The sequence below is a fragment of the Halorhodospira sp. 9628 genome (assembly GCF_022228075.1).
Classification (GTDB): domain Bacteria; phylum Pseudomonadota; class Gammaproteobacteria; order Nitrococcales; family Halorhodospiraceae; genus Halorhodospira; species Halorhodospira halophila_A.
On sequence record NZ_JAJNRF010000006.1, the window covers coordinates 22944 to 42750 of the forward strand.

Consider the following 19807-nt stretch of genomic DNA (forward strand, 5'->3'; position numbering starts at 1 on the left):
CTACAACTTGCGGTGAAGGAGGGCCGGGAAACGCTCCCGGATCTCGTGCAGGCGGCTCAGGCTCACCTCCACGGTGATCACCCCGGCGCCGCGTTCCAGGCTCTTCATGACGCGCCCCCACGGGTCGACGATCATGCTCTCACCGTGGGTCTCACGGCCATTGACGTGGTAGCCGCCCTGATCCGACGCCACCACGTAGCAGAGATTCTCGATGGCCCGGGCACGGACCAGCACGCTCCAGTGCGCCTCGCCGGTCACGGCGGTGAAGGCCGATGGAACCGCTAGGATCTCTGCCCCCTGGGCGGCCAGCTCGCGGAATAGCTCCGGGAAGCGCAGGTCGTAGCAGACTGCCACGCCGAGCCGCCCGAGCGGCGTCTCCACCACCAACGGGGTCTCCCCGGGCTGCTGGGTGTTCGATTCCCGATAGGCCTCGCCTGGAGCCACCTCTACATCGAATAGATGAATCTTATCGTAGCAGGCCAGGCGGCTGCCATCGGGACCGTAGACCGTCGCCGCCGGCCGGATGCGCTCAGGAGTCGCGCCCTGCAGCGGGATGGTGCCGCCGACCAGCACGATTCGGTGGCGACGGGCCTGCTCGGCTAGGAACGCCTGGATGGGACCGTTGCCCTCGGCCTCGGCGTGCTTGAGCTTGTCGGTGTCCTGGTAGCCCATGATGGCGAAGTTCTCGGGCAGGACCACCAGCTCGGCCCCGGCCTCGGCGGCCTCGCCGATGAGCCGTTCGGCCTCCTGGAGGTTGGCCTCGACGTGGGGGCCCGAGGCCATCTGCACCGCCGCCAGGTTGTGACGCCGGGACTGGCCGTTCTCGGAGAGCCCTCGGGCTCGATTAGCGCTGTGTTGCATCCTCGACTCCAAGCCTGATGACGCGGGGCTCGTGCCACGGCCCCGCCACGCGATAGCGCACCGCCGCTGCCCGGTCCACCCCCTCGCCCAGCAGTTGATCGGCCAGGAAACCGCCGGCAGCCCCCACCCCGCCGCCGAGCAGCGCCCCGAGTAGCGGCAACGTCGCCCCGAGGCGCGGCTCGACAACGACATGATTATCGTAGACACGCTGCGCCAGATTCATGTTCCCCGATATGGTAACGCGCGCCGCCGGTCCGGCGATGCGCAGATCATCGACGTGGGCGTAGCCACCGGCAGCGGTCACCCGGCCGCTGATGCGATCGAAGGCAAAACCCTGCCCGGAGAGGTCGGCGAAGTCGAGCAGGATCCGCCTCGGCAGCATACGCAGCCCCAGCAGCCCCACCACGCGCCCGGCGCCCGGATCCACGTCGGTGATGCGCCCGTCGTTCATGCGCACCCGCACCGCGCCCACCAGATCGGCCAGCTCCACCCCCCACGGAGCCTGGGGCCAGCCGAGCTCGGCGGAGATGTCGACGTCCGCCACCGTCACCGCCCGCGGTGCCTGCAGCAATCCGAGCAGATCCCCCACATCGCCGCTGCGCAGCCGGCCCCGCAGTGCCGTTCCGGTGGGCCGCCACTCCCCGCTGGTCACCAGGTGCAGCGTGGGCCCGCGGATACTGGCTTCATCCATGTACAGCACCTCGCCGCGGGGGCGCAGCCGGACTCGACCGGCACCGGCCACGCGGCCGGCGAGACGCACACTGGCCACGTCGATATCCACCTCGGGCCAAGCCGCCGCGCCGGGCCCGGCCATGCGGGGACGGGGGTCAGCCAGGTCCGGCCCGGCATCCGGGGCAGCCTGCGGCACCGGCAGATCCAGGTGATCCAGGTCGGCCCGGACCCGCCGCAACGCCTCGTCCCAGGTGACCTGACCGCTGATCAGATCGCCGCGCAGGGCCAGCTGCCCGGGCTGATCGGCATACCACTCCGCCGCCAGCGTCTGGTCGCCGTACCCCCGTGCGCCGACGGTCAGATCGCCGACGCGCAAGTGGCCACGCAGCGGCAGCGGCGGCCGCCAGGCCGCGCCCTGCGCACCCAGACCGGACAGACCGTCGCCGGCCTGCCCGATCAGCCAGCGCCGCCAGGCATCGAGGTCCAGCTCGTCGATCCGGCCCTCGACGACACTCCCGCGGGTCGGCAACCTCAACGCACCGGGGCCGAAGCGCAGGGCCAGCGACCGCGGCAGGCCGTCTTCGCCCGCCGCCGCCCCGGCGCGCATCAGCTCCTCACCGTAGCTCAGCCAGTACGACTCGAGCCCCCCGGCCGAGAAGCCCAAGTCCGCCTGCACGTGGCGGCGCTCGTCGCGCTCGACCCCGAACGGTGCCGGCAGGGCCATCTGCGTGCCTGCGAGGCTCGAGCGCACCCGCAGGCTCATCTCCGGCCTCTGGAGGTGCGGCTGGAAGGCTGGCAGGCGGGCACGGACCGACCACGGGGCGGCACCGCTCAGCCAGGCCGGATCCTCGGCCAGCCCCTCGAGGAGGCTCGCTGGCGTGCCATGACCGGCGGCGTCGAGGAGGATGCGCGACCGCCCTTCCACGGTGGCGGTACGCACCCCAATCGACAGCGGTTCGCCGCCCCAGCGGCCGGTCAGCTCCCCGGCGCTGCGTATGCCGGCGGCATCGAAGCTCAGGGCACCGGTCAGTGCCTGGGCATGCACCCAGCGATCGATGCCCGCATCGACCCCGTGGAGCTGCACCCGGCCGTCGAGCAGGACCGTCTCGGGGTGAACCATCTCCAGGGGCACGGCCAGATCCAGGTCGAGGGCCATCGGGCCGCTGGCGTACAGCGGCACCGGATCGCCGAGCCACTCGCGCCCCAGCGGAGAGCCGGCGAGGAAGCCCAGACCACCACCGGCATCGCCCTCGCCTCGACCGCGCACGGTGAGGATGGGCTCGCGCAGATCGTGGATACCCACCGCCACGTCGCGCAGTTCCACCCCGTTGGTGTACCCGCGACCGGTGATGGCCATGCTGGCGTTATGGAAGCGCAGGTCGGCGTGGATGCCGGTCAGCCGCGGCCAACCGCGGTCGTAACGCAACTGGCCACCGCGCACCCCGGCACGGACGTCGAAGACACCGTCACCGGCGTCGAAGGGGAAGCGGTCGGGACGGCCGAAGAAGAGCAGCTCGGCACCGTGGGCGGTGCCGCCGAGCAGGCCGTCCTCCAGCCACTCGACCACCTCCGGTGGCGTGACCCCGGCCGGCACGTAGGCGGGCACCCGCTCGATGGGGATTTCATCGGCGCTGGCGCGCAGGAACAACCGCGGGGTGTCACCATCGCCGCCGGTGAGCGACCCGCGCCCGCTGGCGCGGGTATCGGCGTTCTCGACAAACACCCGCGGCAGCTCGACGGACCAGCGCCCGTCGGGCTGCCAGCTACCGCCGAGCACTGCCCGGGCCCGGCCCACGGCGACATCCTCCCGGAACAACCAGGGCAGCTCGAGCGCCGTCTCGGCCGCGGCCAGTTCAGCGGTCCAGTCCCGCCCGGCAAAGCGCGCCTCGGCGGCCAGGTTGTCGACTCCCGGCGCCGGCCGCCGCGGCTCCATGCCCAGGTCACGACCGCGCAGATTGCCGTGGAGAGCATCGGCCCGGCCGTCGGCCAGCTCCAGCCAGAGCCGACCGTCGAGGATCCCGGAGGCACGCGTATCGGTCAGGACGGCTGCCCAGGGAGCCACGGCGACCCCGTCAAACGCCGCATAAACGGTCGCCGCGGCGGGCGCCTGCAAGGGCAACCGGGCGGCCAGCTGCAGCCCCCGGCCCGGCCCAGCCTCGTCCCCGGCGCTGCGCAGGCCGAACTCCAGCGCCTCGGCGTCGCGGCGTCCGGCCAGCTCGAAACGGACACGCTCCCCGGCCGTACCCCGGCGGGGGATCAGCTCCACGGCGGCATCGCGCAACGCCACACGCCGCGGGACCGCCCGCAGGTCCAGCGCCGCCGCCCCTTGCTGCACCCCGTCCCCCAGCCCCGGCACGGACCAGCCATGCCGGTCCGCCTCCACGGTGACGCGCAACCCCGCCGCCGACACGGCGGCCCACCGGAGCGCGCCGGCACGCAGGCTCTCCAGCGGCGCAGGGGTCAGCGTGGTCCGCTCCAGGGTGATCGGCGCCTCGTCCCCGACCCGCACACCGGTCAGCTCGATCCCCGGCCACAGGCCGCGCCAGACCAGATCAGCACTGTCCACGGCCACCGGCGCCCCGAGGGCCTCGGCAGCCAACCGTTCCACCGGCGCGTTCAAGTTGGGGGCCAGCCAGACGGCCAGACGCAGTGCTGCAGCGCCGAACAGCGCCGCCAGCAGCACCAGGCGCAGGCCGCGCAGCACGCGCGGGCCGAAGCGGCGCATCAGGGCAACCATAACGACGGATTATACGGGAATGACGTCGTACTGGTCGGCCACGTAGAGGGACTCGACCTGCAGCTCGATGGGTCGCTCGATGAACTCCTCAAGCTGCGCCAGGCTGGTGGATTCCTCGTCGAGTAGCACCTCAACGACCGACGGCGCGGCCAGCACGATCACCCGCTGCGACTCGAACTGGCGCACCTCGCGCAGGATCTCGCGGAAGATCTCGTAGACCACCGTTTCGGCGCTCTTCACCGTACCCCGGCCACCGCAGGTCGGACACGGCTCGCAGGTCACCTGCTCGAGGCTCTCCCGCGTCCGCTTGCGGGTCATCTCCACCAGCCCCAGCGAGGAGACGGCACCGATCTGCGTCTTGGCGTGATCCCGCTCGAGGGCCTTTTCCAGGGCACGCAGAACCTGGCGGCGGTGCTCGGCGTCGGTCATGTCGATGAAATCGACGATGATGATGCCGCCGAGGTTGCGCAGGCGCAGCTGCCGGGCGATGGCCTGGGCGGCCTCCAGGTTGGTCTTGAAGATGGTCTCATCGACGTTGCGATTGCCGACGAAACCACCGGTGTTCACATCGATGGTGGTCATCGCCTCGGTCTGATCGATGATCAGATGCCCGCCGGACTTGAGATCCACACGGCGCGACAGAGCGCGCTCGATCTCCTCTTCAACCCCGTAGAGATCGAAGATCGGCCGCTCGCCGGCGTAAAGCTCCACCCGCTCGGCAACATGGGGCAGCAGGTCCTTGCAGAAGTCACGCAGGCGAAGGTAACCCTCGCGGGAGTCCACCCGAACCCGCTCCAAGTCCCGGGTGGCCAGATCCCGCAGGGCACGCAGCAGCAGGGGCAGATCCTCGTGGACCAGGGTCCCGGGCTGCGCCTCGCCGGCGCGCCGGCGGATGCTCTCCCAGAGCCGCACGAGGAAGTCGTGGTCGGCACTCAACGCCTCGTCCGCGGCCCCCTCCGCCGCGGTGCGGAAGATCAGCCCGGCCTCCCCGCGCTCGGCGTCGAACCCCTGAGCCACCGCACGCAGCCGCTCGCGCTCGGCCTCCTCCTCGATCCGCGCCGAAATGCCCACGCCCGCGGAGTGCGGGGTCAGGACCAGGTAGCGCGAGGGCACGGTGATCTGCGTGGTGAGCCGGGCCCCCTTGTTGCCGATCGGGTCCTTGATGACCTGCACCAGCAGCGCCTGTTGCTCGCGCAGCAGCCGGTCGATGGGGGGCGGGGGTCCGCCGGATTCGCGCTGCAGATCCGAGACGTGCAGGAAGGCGGTGCGCTCCAGCCCGGCATCCACGAAGGCTGCCTGCATACCGGGCAGCACGCGGCGCACCTGGCCCAGGTAGATGTTGCCCACCAGCCCGCGGCGGCGGGCCCGCTCCAGGTGGACCTCCTGAAGGACGCCGTTCTCGACCAGGGCCACCCGCGTCTCGCGGGGGGTGAGGTTGATGAGGATCTCCTGGCTCACGCGCCCCCTACCAGCGCTCGCGCCAGGGGATCTCGAGCTTGTCGAGCAGCAGCGTGGTCTCGTAGAGCGGCAGCCCCATGACCCCGGTGTAACTACCCTCCAGGTGTTCGACGAAGACCCCGCCCCGGCCCTGGATGGCGTAGGCCCCAGCCTTGTCCACCGGCTCGCCGCTGGCCCAGTAGCGGGCCCGCTCCTCGGCGGTGATCTCGCGCAGGGTCACCTGGCTGACCGACAGCCGGGTGGCCTCGCGATCGTCGACCAGCGCCACCCCGGTCACCACCCGGTGGGTCTGCCCCGACAGGCGCTCGAGCATACCGTGGGCGTCGGCCTCGCTGGCGGGCTTGCCAAGGATCTCACCGTCGAGGACCACCGCGGTATCCGCGCCGAGCGCCGGCGCCTTTTGCTCAGCAGCGGCGTAGCCGCGCCGGGCCTTCTCCAGGGCCATGCGCAGGACGAACATCTCGGCGCCCTCACCGGGCTCCGGGGTTTCGTCGACGGCGACCGGCAGCGTGTGATACCCGATACCAATGCGCTCGAGCAATTCGCGCCGGCGGGGCGACCCGGATGCGAGGATGATGTAAGGCTCCATTTCCCTAGACCTTGTGGCGGTGCGCTCAGGTTCGATGATACGGATGCCCGCTGAGCAGCGTCCAGGCGCGGTAGACCTGCTCGGCGACCAGCACCCGCACCAGCATGTGCGGAAGGGTCAGCGGCGACAGCGACCAACAGGCATCGGCGCGCTCGCGGACCGCCTCACTCAGCCCGTCGGCGCCGCCGATGACGAAGGCTGCCTCGCCACCCTCGTGGCTCCAGCGCTCCAGGCTGCGCGCCCACTGCCGGGTGTCGCGGGGCTTGCCGGCCTCGTCCAGGGCCACGCAGACCGCCCGCGACGGCAGCGCCCGGAGCAGCCGCTCGCCCTCGCGCTCGCGGGCGTGGGGGTCGTCGTTGCCGCGCCCGCCGGCACTGACCTCGTGCAGTTCCAGACGCCACCCCCTGCCCAGGCGCCGGGCGTAGTCCTCGAAACCGTCCCGCACCCAGCGCGGCGGCTTCTGGCCTACTGCGACGAGGTGGAGGCGCACGCCTCGTCCATCTCCCACATGCGCTCAAGCCGGTAGAAATCGCGGCTCTCCCGGGTCATGACGTGGACCACGGCATCACCCAGGTCGATCAGCACCCACTCCGAGTTCGGCTCGTCGCCCTCCACGCCCAGCGGCGTCAGCCCGCTGGCCTTGGCGTCGTCGACCAGGCTGCGCGCCACCGCGTGCACGTGGCGACGGGAGGTGCCAGTGGTGACCACGATCAGGTCGGTCACCGGCGTGCGCCCGCGGACATCAATGGCCACCGTGTCCAGGGCCTTGATCCCGTCGAGGGACTCGCGGATCCGTTGCTCCAGCTCTTCCACCACCATGACGACCTCTTACAACTGCGGATAGCCGTACCAGCCCGCCTCGACCACCCGCTGCCGCACCGCCTCGGGCAGCAGATAGCGCACGGACCGACCCACGGCCAGGGAACGGCGGATCCCCGTGGCGGAGATATCCACCGGTGTCACCGCCTGGAACAGGATGCGCCCGGCCGGGCTATGACGCAGGCCCGCCGGCTCTTCGGTGACGCGGTCGGCCACTTCCTCGGCAAGTGCTTCGGGCAGCGCGCCGCGCACGCCGGGCCGCTCAGTGACCACGACGTGGGCACGCTCGAACAGCAGCCGCCAGCGCGACCAGCCCGGCAGGCCCAGGAACGTGTCGTAGCCAAGGATCAGACAAAGCGAGACCCCGCCCAGCTCGGCTCGGAGCTCGGCCAGCGTGTCGACGGTGTAGGAGGGGCCGTCGCGATGGAGCTCGCGCTCATCGACACAGGCGCTGGGATTGCCCGCCACGGCCCGGCGCACCAGCTCCGCCCGCTGCTCCGGCCCGACCCGCGGGCGAGCGCGGTGGGGCGGGATGCGCGCCGGGATCAGGCGCAGCTCGGAGAGTTGTACCGCCTCGCGGACCTCCTCAGCCGGGCGCAGGTGACCGTAGTGGATCGGGTCGAACGTGCCACCAAGCAGGCCAATGGTGCGCAGCGGTTGTCTCACGCGGCGACTCACCTCGCTGTCAGCTGCGGACGTGGCCGTCACCAAGGACGATCCACTTCTCGGTGGTCAGCCCTTCCAGCCCCACCGGGCCGCGGGCGTGGAGCTTGTCGGTGCTGATCCCGATCTCGGCACCGAGGCCGTACTCCTGACCGTCGGCGAAACGGGTCGAGGCATTGACCATCACCGAGCTGGAATCCACCTCGCGGAGGAAGCGCTGGGCCAGCGGATAACTCTCGGTGACGATGGCCTCGGTATGCCCGGAGCTATAGCGCTCGATGTGCGCCACGGCCTCTTCGAAACCGTCCACCACTCGCACCGAGAGGGTCGGCCCCAGGTGTTCGGTAGCCCAGTCCGCTTCCGTGGCAGGTACAGCCTCGGCGAGCCGGTCCCGGGTGCGCTGGCAGCCGCGCACCTCGATCCCGGCCTCGCGCAACTGGCGGCCGATCTCCGGGAGGACGCGCCCGGCGGCGGCCTCGTCCACCAGCAGCGTCTCCATCGTGTTGCAGGTGCCCATGCGCTGCGTCTTGGCATTGACGGCGATGGCCACTGCCTTGTCGGTATCGGCCGCCCCGTCGATGTAGACGTGGCAGACCCCGTCGAGGTGCTTGATCACCGGCACCCGCGCCTCGCGCGCGATGCGCTCGACCAGGCCCTTGCCGCCGCGCGGAACGATCACGTCCACCGACTCGGGCATCTGGATCAGGGCGCCGACGGCATCCCGATCCGTGGTCGCGACCACCTGGACGCCGTCGCCGGGCAGCCCGGCATCTTCCAGCCCGGCGCGGATCTGCTCAGCGATGGCCCGATTGGAACGGATCGCCTCGGAGCCGCCGCGCAGGATGGTGGCGTTGCCCGACTTGATGCACAGCCCGGCGGCATCGGCGGTGACGTTGGGACGAGACTCGTAGATGATGCCGATCACCCCGATGGGCATGCGCATGCGGCCGACCTGGATCCCCGAGGGCCGCGCGGAGAGTTCGCGCACCGCGCCAACCGGGTCCGGCAGCCCGGCGATCTCGCGCAACCCGTCGGCCATACCCTGGATGCGCCCCGGGGTCAGCTCCATGCGGTCGATCAGGGCCGGATCGAGCCCGGCCTCGCGGGCAGCGTCCAGGTCCGCGGCGTTGGCCGCGGCGATGGCCTCGGCACCCGCCTCGATGCGGGCGGCAATGGCTGCCAGGGCGCTGTTACGCGCCCCGGTGCCGGAACGTGCCAGGGCACGCCCGGCCGCCCGGGCCTGCTGCCCGACCCGCCGGATGGTCTCGGTGATGTCGCTCGACTGCTCTGCACTCATCGGGTTTGCTCAAATGGCCTCGATCAGGAACAGGGTGTACCTTCCGGCACTATTTTGCCATGGCACGCGCCAGGCGAGAGACCAGGGCCCGCAGCTGCTCCCACGGCTCCCCCGGCGGGAGCCCCTTGATCGCCCGATCCACCCGGTGGCAGCGCTGCAGCAACTGCCGCCAGGTGGCCACCGGGCGCCGGCGGGCGGCATTGCGCAACCGCGCGGCCCGCCGCTTCCAGATCCGCTCGCGCTGCAGCACGCCCTCGTCGGCGCCGGCCGCCAGCCGTGCCGCCACACGGATATCCCGGGCCAGGGCCCAGAGGATCAGCGGAGGCTGCACGCCCTCCTCCTCCAGCGCGGCCAGAACGCGCAGCGCCCGCGTCCACTCCCCGTCCAGGGCAGCGTCGGCCAGATCGTCCACGGTATAGCGGGCGCTGTCGGCCAGGGCCCCGGCGGCCGTCTCGACATCCACACCGCCCCCGCTGCCGACGAGCAGGCGCAGCTTCTCCACCGCCTGGTCCGCAGCCAGCAGGTTGCCCTCGGAGCGCTCGGCGATGAGCGCCGCCGCCTCGGGGTCCGCCTGCAGCCCGGCGCGGCGCAGCCGCTCGGCCACCCAGCGCGGCATGTCGCGGCCCGGCACCGGCCAGCAGTAGACAAAGATGCCGGCCCCGGCCAGCGCCCGCGCCCACGCCGCCTCCCGGGCCGAACGCTCCAGGCGGCCACTGGTCACCAGCAAGACGGTGTCCTCCGGGGCGTCGCGGCAGTAGGACTTGAGGGCCTCGGCCCCGTCGCGCCCGGGCTTGCCGCCGGGCATGCGCACCTCCAGGAGGCGGCGATCGCCGAACAGCGACAGGCTGCCCGCAGCCTCGGTCAGCCGCCCCCAGTCGAACCCGGCATCGACATCGAGCACCTCGCGCTCGGCGTGCCCGGCCTCGCGGGCCGCACGGCGCACGGCGTCGGCGGCTTCGCGCTGGAGCAGCGGCTCCTCCCCGGCGATGAAGCAGACCCGGGGCAGCACCCCGCGCTCGAGCTGGCGATGCAGGGTCTCCGGCCGCTCGGCCATCAGCGCAGAGCCTGGAGCCGCAGCATCAGCAAGCGCACGGCGTCGGCTCGCAGCTCCTCCTCCAACTCCGCCTCGCGGGCCCGGCGCTCGTCGGCCCCGCCGTCCGGATCGGCAAAGGTGCGCTGGGCATCCAACGAGGTGCGCTGGATTCGCGTCTCGCCCTCGGCATCGACCACGCTGTAGTCGATGGTGTAGATCAGCCGGTAGTCGAGCACATCACCGCCGGCCCCGACCGAGGCGGTGTCGCGGCTGCTGCCCCGACCGTGCAGGGTCAGCACCCACTCGGCACCGGCGGCGCTCTCGGTGTACTGCCCGCCGCCCCCCTCGATGGCGCGGCGCACCTCGCGGCGCAGCTCGCTGCTACCCGCCTCGTCCACCACCTGAATGACCCGGTCGTCCAGCGAGATCCCGCCCGGGGCGCCACGCAGCTGCCAGCCGCAGGCGCTCAGCGCCAGGGCCAGTACTGCCACGCCCAGCAGCCCGACCACCCCCTGGGACCGGTTCCGCCACGATAATCGCATCCGCACCCCCTGGCGGCGGAAGGCCGCTACTTGGCCACCACGTTGATGAGCTTGCCGGGGACGAAGACCACCTTCCTGATCTCCTTGTCGGCCACGAAGCGCTGCACGTTGTGCTCGGCCAGCGCCGCCTCCCGGGCCTGCTGCTCATCGGCGTCGGCGGGCAGGGTGACGTGGCCGCGAAGCTTGCCGTTAACCTGGACCACCAGCTCCACCTCGTCACGGACCAGCGCCTGCTCGTCCGCCTCGGGCCAGGCGGCCTCGACCACCGGGGCCGTATGGCCGAGCTCGAACCACAGGTGGTGGCAAAGGTGCGGGGTGATCGGCGCCAGGATCAGCACGGCTGCCTCCAGCCCCTCCTGCATCACCGCACGGCCAGCGTCGCTGTCGTCCCCGGCCTTGCCCAAGGCGTTGCACAGCTCCATCACCGCCGCGATGGCGGTATTGAAGGTGAAGCGCTTGCCGATGTCATCGGAGGCCTTGGCGATGGTCTCGTGAACCTTGCGCCGCAAATCGCGCTGGGGGTCGCTGAGCGCCTGCGGATCCAGCGCCGGCGCCGAACCGCGTGCGACGTGATCGCGCACCAGGCCATGGAGGCGGCGCAGGAAGCGGTAAGCGCCCTCGACCCCGGAATCCGACCACTCCAGGGACTGATCCGGCGGCGCCGCGAACATGGTGAACAGGCGCACGGTATCGGCGCCGAAACGTTCGACGAGCTCTTGGGGGTCGACGGTATTGCCCTTGGACTTGGACATCTTGGTCCCGTCCTTGAGCACCATGCCCTGGGTGAGCAGCCGGGTGAACGGCTCATCGGAGCTGACCAGCCCCTCGTCGCGCAGCACCTTGTGGTAGAAACGCGCGTAAAGCAGATGCAGAACGGCGTGCTCGATCCCACCGATGTACTGATCCACCGGGGCCCAGTGGTCCGCCCGCTCGTCGAGCATGGCGCTGTCCTGATCGGCGCAGGCGAAGCGGGCGAAGTACCAGGACGACTCCATGAAGGTGTCGAAGGTGTCCGTCTCACGCTGCGCCGCACCGCCACACTCGGGGCAGGTGGTCTCGTAGAACGACGGCATGGACTTGATCGGCGAGCCGCTACCGCTGATCGCCACGTCCTCGGGCAGCGTCACCGGCAGCTGATCGTCGGGAACGGGGACCGGGCCACAGTCGGCACAGTGGATCATGGGGATCGGGGCGCCCCAGTAGCGCTGCCGCGACACACCCCAGTCGCGCAGGCGGTACTGCACCCGACGCTGGCCCCGCCCCTCGCCCTCGAGGCGCTCGGCGATGGCCACGAAGGCGCGATCAGAGGGCATGCCGCTGAACGGGCCGGAGTCGGCCAACACGCCGTAGTCGCTGAAGGCACCGGCGGAGATGTCCAGCTCGCTGCCGTCGGCCGGGTGCACGACGGGCCGGATGGGCAGCCCATAGGCGCTGGCGAACTCCCAGTCACGCTGATCGTGGGCGGGCACCGCCATGACCGCGCCGGACCCGTACTCCATGAGCACGAAGTTGGCAACCCAGACCGGGATCCGCTCACCGGTGAGCGGATGCACGGCCTCGAGCCCGGTGTCGGCGCCGCGCTTCTCGCGGGTGGCCAGATCGGCCTCCGCCGTGCCGCCCGAGCGGGCTTCGTCAACCAGCTCGGCGATGGCCGGGTTGCCCTCGGACAGCTCCAGGCTGATCGGATGCTCCGGCGCCAGGCCCATATAGGTGACCCCGTAGAGGGTGTCCGGGCGCGTGGTAAAGACGGTCAGCTGCTCGTCGCGACCGGCCAGATCGAAACTCAGCTCGACGCCCTCGGAACGGCCAATCCAGTTGCGCTGCATATTGCGCACCTGCTCGGGCCACCCTTCGAGCTCATCGAGCGCCTCGAGCAGCTCGTCGGCGTAGTCGGTGATACGCAGGAACCACTGCGGGATCTCGCGCCGCTCGACCAGGGCCCCGGAGCGCCAGCCCCGCCCCTCGATCACCTGCTCGTTGGCGAGCACGGTCTGATCCACCGGGTCCCAGTTCACCGCCGCGGTATCGCGGTAGACCAGCCCCTTGCGGTAGAGCCGCGTGAACAGCCACTGCTCCCAGCGGTAGTAGTCGGGATCGCAAGTGGCCAGCTCGCGGGACCAGTCGTACCCAAAGCCGAGCCCCTTGAGCTGCTCGCGCATGGCGGCGATGTTCTCGCGGGTCCACGCTGCCGGTGGCACCCCGCGCTCCATGGCGGCGTTCTCGGCGGGCAGTCCGAAGGCGTCCCAGCCCATGGGCTGGAGGACGTTGTAGCCCTGCATGCGCTTATACCGGCTGACCACGTCGCCGATGGTGTAGTTGCGTACGTGGCCCATGTGCAGCCGTCCGCTGGGGTACGGGAACATCGACAGGCAGTAGTACTTGGGGCGTCCGGTGTCCTCGCGCGCCCTGAAGGTCTGCTGCTGCTCCCAGTAGGCCTGGGCCTCGGCTTCGATCTCTTTCGGTCGGTACTGGTTGTCCATCGGTGTCTGTCGCTTTCCCGGGCAGGTGAGCCGTGCAGGATAACGGAGCCACGTCCCGGGGTTCTAGTTGCGCGGCCCCCGGATCCGCCGGGCAGGCTCGCATCCGGCAAGCAATCTGCACATCGGCCGGCGTTGCTAGTACCTTGGTACCCAGTACCCGAGGTGCGATGGCATCGACCCGACACGGAGGCCGCATGAGCAAAAAGTCCGACCCGGAACACCAGGCGGGCCACCTGCCCACCAGCTACGAGCGCATGCTCACCCGCCTGCGCGAGCGCTTCGCCAGCTGCGAGGATGGCGGCCCGCGCCTGGCCCAAGCCCTGGAGGAGGTCAAGCGAGCCATGGTCGCCGACGGCGAACTGCCCCGCGCCGACGCCGACCGGGTGGGCGACGCCCTGCAGCGCGACCTGGAGGAGGCGGGCGCCTGGCTGGCCGACCGCAGCCACGACCACCCGCTGCGCGACTGGCTGCGCATGGACCTACAGATGCTGGAGAGCTGGCTGTGGGACGCCTTTTCCTCGGTGGCCGACCGCACCAGCATGGAACTGCGCGGATTCGTAACCACCGGCGAGCCCAGCCTCTACCACACCGACGAGATCGCCGGCCCCGGCGAACTGGCGTGCATCGCCTGCGGGCGCACCATCACGCTGCAGCGCCCCGGCCACATCCCGCCGTGCCCGGGCTGCGAGCACACCGAGTTTGTACGCACGGCACACCGCGACGCAGAGCGGTAATGTGTTGACGGACAAGACGCGGAGGTGGCCCGTGGCGAGGGACGGGCCACTCGGACTCGGCGCGATTCACTGCGCCATGAAGCAGGAAACAACGGAAAAGGGAGGGGAGATGGAGCGGGTGATGGGATTCGAACCCACGACCCCAACCTTGGCAAGGTTGTGCTCTACCACTGAGCTACACCCGCTGTGTCGTTACGGGTGCGCATTCTACAGGCATCGCCGCCGGCGTCAACCCCCTTGTTTCTGCAGGCAATGGCGAGGGCCGGGGCTCGCGTGCCACGGCCACTTGAAACCCCGCCCCGAAGCGGGTAATGCTGAGCAGAACTGGACCCGGGGCCTGGAAGCCGTATCGGCCCGTGCAACCCGTCCAAGCCGAACCGGCCGCCCCAGGGAGGCGCCATGAAGTCCGCCCCGATTCCCGATGACGAACACATCCGGCTGGCGGCACTGTACAGCTACCGCATCCTCGACACCGAGGCCGAGGCGGCCTTCGATCGCTGTGTCCGCACCCTCTGCCGAATCTACGACGTACCCATCGCCGCGGTCTCCTTCGTCGACCGCGACCGGCAGTGGTTCAAGTCGGCCCGCGGCCTGGAAGACTGCGAAACCCCCCGCTCCATCTCGTTCTGCGGTCACGTCATCGCGGAAGGGGGGCTGCTGGTGGTCGAGGACGCGCGCACCGATCCGCGCTTCCACGACAATCCGCTCGTCACCGGCCCTCCCGGCATCCGCTTCTACGCGGGTGCCCCACTGGTCACGCCCGCCGGGCAACCCGTCGGGGTCCTCTGCATCCAGGACCGCGAACCGCGCACGATCAGCAAGGAGGAGCTGATCCCGCTGGAGGATCTGGCCGATCTGCTCATCGCGCAGCTCGAGCTGCGTCACCGCGAGAACGAGCAGCGGCTGCGCCGGCAGCTGGAGCACCGGCAGCGCGAGCTCGAAGCCATCTTCCAGGCGGCCACCTCGGTCAGCCTGATCAAGACGGACCTGGAGGGGATCATCGAGGAGACGAGCACCGGCACCGAGGCGCTCTTCGGGTATGCCCGCCACGAGTTGGTCGGCCGGCCGGTCTCGCTGGTCCACCTCCCCGAGGACCGCTTCCACCCGGAGGCCATCATCGAGCACCTCCGCCACGATTCCACCCCGGTGCGCCGCGAGATGGAGCTGCTGCGCAGCGACGGCACCACCTTCCCGGCGGTCTTCTCGGTCCACCCGATCACCGATAGCGACAACAACCTCATCGCCACCCTGAGCGTGACCTTCGACATCAGCGATCAGAAGTGGGTGGAGCAGCAGCTGGAGCAGGCCCTGCGCGCCAAGAGCGACTTCCTGAACGCCATCAGCCACGATCTGCGCACCCCGCTGAATGCGCTGATGGGGTTCTCCCAGCTGCTCGCCGAGACGGACCTCACGGCGGAGGAACGCAGGCGCTACGCCGAATACTGCCAGCGCGGCGGCGAACGACTGCACGGGCTGATCGACTCGCTGCTGGAGCTCAGCCAGCTGCAGAGTGGCCGCCTACAGGCGCATACCGAACCGCTGGACCTCCCCTCGCTGATCGAGGGGCAATGCGCCCTCTATCGGCCGACCGCGCGAGCGAAGGGCATCGATCTGATCTGCCGAGTCGATGCCGGGCTCCCGCGCTGGGTGCGGGGCGACCGGACGCGACTGGAACAGGCGCTCTCCAACCTCATCGATAACGCCGTCAAGTACACCACGGCCGGCGGGGTCACCGTGACGGCCCGCCCCGAGGGCGAACAGCTGGCCTTTGCCATCGAGGACACCGGCCCCGGCATTCCCGCGGCGACGCGAGACCAAGTTTTCGCGGCCTTCGATCGGGGCGACTACGAAGGCGAGCAACCGGGGCACGGGCTCGGGCTGGCCATTACCCGGGAAGTCGCGCAGATGATCGGCGGCGACCTCCACCTGCACAGCGTCGAAGGCCGGGGATCGACCTTCACCCTGACCACCCCGCTGGAGGCGCTGGACGACCGGCGCGCCTCCCGGGCGCAGCGCCCGCCGACAGAGACGACGGAGCGCCCCCCGCCCGGTCTACGCATCCTGGTCGCCGAGGACGAACCGACCAACGCCATGCTGGCGCAGACCCTTCTGGAACGGATGGAGGCCCGGGTCACCGTAGTCGAGGACGGCGCGAGCGCGCTGCGCACCTGGCGCCAACACCCCTTCGACCTCCTCCTGCTCGACCTGCAGATGCCCGGTCTCGACGGCCTGCGGCTGACGCGGGCAATCCGCGACGAGGAGGCCGAGGGCCGGGACGCGCCCCCGGTCCCGATCGCCCTTTTCACGGCCCACGCGCGCAGCGAGGTGGAGCAGCAGGGCTTCGAGGCCGGTTGCGACGAATTCCTCACCAAGCCGGCCCGCCGGTCCGATCTCGAGGCACTGCTGGTGCGCCTGGCGCCCCGGGACCCTCCCTGACCGGCTGCATGCCCGCACCGGAGCACCGCTGGCGGCCCCGCCAGGCACGGCCGCCAGCGGCAGACCCTCGGCGTCGAGCCTGGTCTCCCCCCCGCACGGACCGAGGAGCCAGGCCCAGGGATGGTCAACGGATGCCCACCCGCCCATCACGCGGTAGAATCAGGGGTATCGCGACCGTAACCCTACGGATCATCCACCCCTGTTCGTTAACGCGGCGGAGCTATGGCCCAGTACGTCTTTACCATGAACCGGGTATCCAAGGTGGTACCCCCCAAACGACAGATCCTCAAGGACATCTCGCTGTCCTTCTTCCCGGGCGCCAAGATCGGCGTTCTCGGGCTCAACGGGGCGGGCAAGTCGAGCCTGCTGCGCATCATGGCCGGCGAGGACCAGGAGTTCGACGGCGAGGCGCGGCCGCAGCCTGGCATCAAGATCGGCTACCTGCCCCAGGAACCGAGGCTCAATGACGACAAGGACGTGCGCGGCAACGTCGAGGAAGGCGTAGCCGAGACCAAGGCCCTGGTGGATCGCTTCAACGAGGTCTCCGCGCAGTTCGCCGATCCGGAAGCCGACTTCGACGCCCTGATCGCCGAGCAATCCAAGCTGCAGGACCAGATCGAGGCCGCCGGCGCCTGGGACCTGGACCGCAAGCTGGAGCAGGCGGCCGACGCCCTGCGCCTGCCGCCTTGGGACGCCTCCGTGGCCAATCTCTCCGGTGGCGAGCGCCGCCGGGTGGCCCTGTGCAAGCTGCTGCTCTCGGCGCCGGACATGCTTCTGCTCGATGAGCCCACCAACCACTTGGACGCCGAGAGCGTGGCGTGGCTGGAGCGCTTCCTCCACGAGTTCCCCGGCACCGTGGTTGCGGTGACCCACGACCGCTACTTCCTGGACAACGTGGCCGGCTGGATCCTCGAGCTCGACCGCGGCGAGGGCATCCCCTTTCAGGGCAACTACTCCGCGTGGCTCGAGTACAAGGAGAAGCGGTTACAGCAGGAGGCCCGCGAGGAGCAGGCCCAGCGCAAGGCGATCCAGCAGGAGCGCGAGTGGGTCCAGCAGAACCCCAAGGGCCGCCAGGCCAAGAACAAGGCGCGCATCAAGCAGTTCGAGGAGCTGCAGTCCCAGGAGTTCCAGAAGCGCAACGAGACCCAGCAGCTCTACATCCCGCCGGGGCCGCGCCTGGGCGACAAGGTGATCATCGCCGACGGGGTGCAGAAGGCCTTCCGCGGCGAGCTGCTTTACGAGGACCTGAGCTGCATCATCCCGCCGGGGGCCATCGTCGGCCTGGTCGGGCCCAACGGCGCCGGCAAGTCCACGCTCTTTCGCATGATCATCGGCCAGGAGGCGCCCGACGCCGGCACCATCGAGGTCGGCGATACGGTGGAGCTGGCCTACGTGGACCAGAGCCGGGATGCCCTGAACCCGGAGAACTCGGTCTGGGAGGAGATCTCCGGCGGCCACGACTACATCCGGGTCGGCAACTTCGAGACCCCGTCGCGGGCCTACGTGGGCAAGTTCAACTTCCGCGGCTCCGAGCAGCAAAAGCGCGTCGGCGACCTCTCCGGCGGCGAGCGCAACCGGGTGCACCTGGCCAAGCTGCTTCAGAGCGGCGGCAACACCCTACTCCTCGACGAGCCGACCAACGATCTGGACGTGGAGACCCTGCGGGCCCTCGAGGATGCGCTGCTCACCTTCCCCGGCTGCGCCCTGGTGATCTCCCACGACCGCTGGTTCCTGGACCGGATCGCTACCCACATCCTGGCCTTCGAGGGTGAGAGCCGGACGGTCTTCATCGAGGGCAATTACCAGGACTACGAGGCGGACCGCAAGAAGCGCCTCGGCGAGGAGGCCGCCCAGCCCCACCGCATCAAGTACAAGCGTCTGGGTACGGGCTGAGGGATCTGGCGACAGGCTGGTGGCGGCGGGCCTCGCTGCCGCCAGCCCCGCTACAACCAGGAGCCTGCCCCTGAAACCCTCCTTCTGAGCCCGACCCGCTGAACGCTGACTACTGTTTCAAGGCCTGATCGATGTCGGCGAGGATGTCGTCGACGTGCTCCAGGCCGATGGACAGCCGGACCAGATCCCGCGACACCCCGGCGCTCTCCAGCTCCTCCTCATTGAGCTGGCGATGGGTGGTACTGGCCGGATGGCAGGCCAGGGACTTGGCATCGCCGATGTTCACCAGCCGCGTGATCAGCTGCAGCGCATCGATGAACTGTGCGCCCGCCTCGAAGCCGCCCTTCACCCCGAAGCTCAGGATGCTGGCCGCCCGTCCGCCCATGTAGCGATCGGCCAGCGGCTTGTACGGGCTGTCCTCCAGGCCGGCGAACTTCACCCAGCTCACCCGCGGATGGGACTGCAGGTACTCGGCCACGCGCTGGGCATTTTCGCAGTGCCGGTCCATGCGCACCGGCAGGGTCTCGATCCCCTGCAGCAGCTGGAAGGCGTTGAACGGCGACAGCGCCGCACCCATATTGCGCAGCGGCACCACCCGGCAGCGGGTGATGTAAGCCGCCTCGCCCATGTCCTCGGTGTAGACGACGCCGTGGTAGGAGGGGTCCGGCTCGACCATCATCGGGAACCGGTCGCCGTGCTTAGCCCAGGGGAAGCGGCCGGAGTCGACGATCACCCCGCCCACCGTAGTGCCGTGACCGCCCATGTACTTGGTCAGGGAGTGGATGACGATATCCGCCCCGTTATCGATGGGCCGCCACAGGTAGGGCGTCGGCACGGTATTGTCGACCATCAGCGGGATGCCGTGGCGGTGGGCGATCTCGGCCAGCCGCTCGACATCGACCACTTCACCGGAGGGGTTGCCGACGCTCTCGCAGAACAGCGCCTTCGTCCGCTCGTCGATCTGCGCCTCCATCCGCTCGTAATCGTCCTGGGCGGCGAAGCGCACCTCGATGCCGTGGATGGGCAACGAGTGGGCGAAGAGGTTGTACGTACCGCCGTAGAGCCGCGAGGTGGAGACGATGTTATCGCCGGCGCGGGTAATCGCCTGGATGGCGTAGGTGATCGCCGCCATGCCGGAGGCCACCGCCAGGCCGCCGATGCCCCCTTCCATAGCCGCCACCCGCTGCTCGAGCACGGCGTTGGTCGGATTCATGATCCGCGTGTAGATGTTCCCTTCCACCTTCAGGTCGAAGAGATCCGCCCCGTGCTGCGTGTCATCGAAGGCGTAGGAGGTGGTCTGGTAGATGGGCACCGCCACCGCCCGGGTGGTCGGATCGGGGGTGTAGCCGGCATGGACGGCCTGGGTCTCAAGTTTCACCGCGGATGACTCCTTTGCCACGTTCCGGATCGGGCGCCCCCGCCGTTACCGGCTCGCGGGCGCGCGTGCGCTCATTAAAAGTGGCATCGCCATTGCGGGGAATCAAGCAACCGGCGGCGCTAAGCTTATGCCTCGGCGCCCTGGCGGACGGCCTCCGCCGCGGCGACGTTGAAATCCGCGGCGGCGGTTGAGATACTGGCGTGATAACGATTATC

Annotated in this window: 15 protein-coding genes and 1 tRNA gene; 3 read left to right on the top strand and 13 right to left on the bottom strand. The window is 70.1% G+C overall.

Annotated features, from left to right (window positions below; all coding sequences use genetic code 11):
* From LRG10_RS07620 to leuS, 11 genes are read right to left on the bottom strand one after another with little or no spacing between them, the layout of a single operon-like run.
* Window positions 1-861, bottom strand: a complete 861-nt coding sequence (locus LRG10_RS07620) for a carbon-nitrogen hydrolase family protein (protein ID WP_201172726.1) — start codon at window positions 859-861, stop codon at window positions 1-3.
* Window positions 845-4258, bottom strand: coding sequence for a YhdP family protein (locus LRG10_RS07625; RefSeq protein WP_238635066.1), 3414 nt, complete (start codon window positions 4256-4258; stop codon window positions 845-847). Before LRG10_RS07625 ends, LRG10_RS07620 begins: the two co-directional genes overlap by 17 nt.
* Before the next feature lie 21 nt (window positions 4259-4279).
* Window positions 4280-5728, bottom strand: a complete 1449-nt coding sequence (gene rng, locus LRG10_RS07630) for a ribonuclease G (RefSeq protein ID WP_201172738.1) — start codon at window positions 5726-5728, stop codon at window positions 4280-4282.
* A 7-nt stretch (window positions 5729-5735) separates the two neighbouring features.
* The gene (locus tag LRG10_RS07635; protein ID WP_201172741.1) at window positions 5736-6317 is read right to left on the bottom strand and encodes a nucleoside triphosphate pyrophosphatase; all 582 of its coding nucleotides are present in this window, start codon (window positions 6315-6317) and stop codon (window positions 5736-5738) included.
* 25 nt (window positions 6318-6342) lie between these two features.
* Window positions 6343-6807, bottom strand: a complete 465-nt coding sequence (gene rlmH, locus LRG10_RS07640; RefSeq protein WP_201172744.1) for a 23S rRNA (pseudouridine(1915)-N(3))-methyltransferase RlmH — start codon at window positions 6805-6807, stop codon at window positions 6343-6345.
* Window positions 6783-7136, bottom strand: coding sequence for a ribosome silencing factor (rsfS, locus tag LRG10_RS07645; RefSeq protein WP_201172753.1), 354 nt, complete (start codon window positions 7134-7136; stop codon window positions 6783-6785). Before rsfS ends, rlmH begins: the two co-directional genes overlap by 25 nt.
* A gap of 9 nt (window positions 7137-7145) precedes the next feature.
* A complete protein-coding gene (gene nadD / locus LRG10_RS07650) occupies window positions 7146-7802 on the bottom strand; it encodes a nicotinate-nucleotide adenylyltransferase (RefSeq protein ID WP_201172755.1) in 657 nt (218 codons plus the stop codon).
* A 19-nt stretch (window positions 7803-7821) separates the two neighbouring features.
* Complete coding sequence (locus LRG10_RS07655) at window positions 7822-9096, bottom strand: glutamate-5-semialdehyde dehydrogenase (RefSeq protein ID WP_238635067.1); 1275 nt, start codon at window positions 9094-9096, stop codon at window positions 7822-7824.
* Window positions 9097-9145: 49 nt separating this feature from the next.
* Complete coding sequence (holA, locus tag LRG10_RS07660) at window positions 9146-10150, bottom strand: DNA polymerase III subunit delta (RefSeq protein ID WP_201172759.1); 1005 nt, start codon at window positions 10148-10150, stop codon at window positions 9146-9148.
* Complete coding sequence (gene lptE / locus LRG10_RS07665; RefSeq protein WP_238635068.1) at window positions 10150-10671, bottom strand: LPS assembly lipoprotein LptE; 522 nt, start codon at window positions 10669-10671, stop codon at window positions 10150-10152. Before lptE ends, holA begins: the two co-directional genes overlap by 1 nt.
* Window positions 10672-10697: 26 nt before the next feature.
* Complete coding sequence (leuS, locus tag LRG10_RS07670; protein ID WP_201172772.1) at window positions 10698-13151, bottom strand: leucine--tRNA ligase; 2454 nt, start codon at window positions 13149-13151, stop codon at window positions 10698-10700.
* A 194-nt stretch (window positions 13152-13345) separates the two neighbouring features.
* On the opposite strand from leuS, the gene LRG10_RS07675 reads away from it, so the two are divergent.
* The gene (locus LRG10_RS07675) at window positions 13346-13885 is read left to right on the top strand and encodes a zinc ribbon-containing protein (RefSeq protein WP_201172774.1); all 540 of its coding nucleotides are present in this window, start codon (window positions 13346-13348) and stop codon (window positions 13883-13885) included.
* A 110-nt stretch (window positions 13886-13995) separates the two neighbouring features.
* Here LRG10_RS07675 and LRG10_RS07680 read toward each other — a convergent pair.
* Window positions 13996-14070 (bottom strand) — tRNA-Gly (locus tag LRG10_RS07680).
* Window positions 14071-14284: 214 nt separating this feature from the next.
* On the opposite strand from LRG10_RS07680, the gene LRG10_RS07685 reads away from it, so the two are divergent.
* Both LRG10_RS07685 and ettA read left to right on the top strand, forming a co-directional pair.
* On the top strand, window positions 14285-16321 hold the full coding sequence (locus tag LRG10_RS07685) for an ATP-binding protein (protein WP_238635069.1): 2037 nt from the start codon (window positions 14285-14287) through the stop codon (window positions 16319-16321).
* Window positions 16322-16543: 222 nt separating this feature from the next.
* Window positions 16544-18214 carry an energy-dependent translational throttle protein EttA gene (gene ettA, locus LRG10_RS07690; RefSeq protein WP_238635070.1) on the top strand — a complete coding sequence of 557 codons (1671 nt, stop codon included), beginning with the start codon at window positions 16544-16546 and terminating at the stop codon, window positions 18212-18214.
* Between the two features lie 109 nt (window positions 18215-18323).
* Here ettA and LRG10_RS07695 read toward each other — a convergent pair whose 3' ends face one another.
* Window positions 18324-19592, bottom strand: coding sequence for an aminotransferase class I/II-fold pyridoxal phosphate-dependent enzyme (locus LRG10_RS07695; RefSeq protein WP_238633515.1), 1269 nt, complete (start codon window positions 19590-19592; stop codon window positions 18324-18326).
* Between the last annotated feature and the right edge of the window lie 215 nt (window positions 19593-19807).

What these genes read in the sequence shown, in the direction of transcription:
- LRG10_RS07620 (WP_201172726.1), bottom strand. Translation starts at nt 861, where the DNA reads ATGCAACACAGCGCTAATCGAGCCCGAGGGCTCTCCGAGAACGGCCAG.
- LRG10_RS07625 (WP_238635066.1), bottom strand. Translation starts at nt 4,258, where the DNA reads ATGCGCCGCTTCGGCCCGCGCGTGCTGCGCGGCCTGCGCCTGGTGCTG.
- LRG10_RS07635 (WP_201172741.1), bottom strand. Translation starts at nt 6,317, where the DNA reads ATGGAGCCTTACATCATCCTCGCATCCGGGTCGCCCCGCCGGCGCGAA.
- rsfS (WP_201172753.1), bottom strand. Translation starts at nt 7,136, where the DNA reads ATGGTGGTGGAAGAGCTGGAGCAACGGATCCGCGAGTCCCTCGACGGG.
- LRG10_RS07655 (WP_238635067.1), bottom strand. Translation starts at nt 9,096, where the DNA reads ATGAGTGCAGAGCAGTCGAGCGACATCACCGAGACCATCCGGCGGGTC.
- holA (WP_201172759.1), bottom strand. Translation starts at nt 10,150, where the DNA reads ATGGCCGAGCGGCCGGAGACCCTGCATCGCCAGCTCGAGCGCGGGGTG.
- lptE (WP_238635068.1), bottom strand. Translation starts at nt 10,671, where the DNA reads ATGCGATTATCGTGGCGGAACCGGTCCCAGGGGGTGGTCGGGCTGCTG.
- leuS (WP_201172772.1), bottom strand. Translation starts at nt 13,151, where the DNA reads ATGGACAACCAGTACCGACCGAAAGAGATCGAAGCCGAGGCCCAGGCC.
- LRG10_RS07675 (WP_201172774.1), top strand. Translation starts at nt 13,346, where the DNA reads ATGAGCAAAAAGTCCGACCCGGAACACCAGGCGGGCCACCTGCCCACC.
- LRG10_RS07685 (WP_238635069.1), top strand. Translation starts at nt 14,285, where the DNA reads ATGAAGTCCGCCCCGATTCCCGATGACGAACACATCCGGCTGGCGGCA.
- ettA (WP_238635070.1), top strand. Translation starts at nt 16,544, where the DNA reads ATGGCCCAGTACGTCTTTACCATGAACCGGGTATCCAAGGTGGTACCC.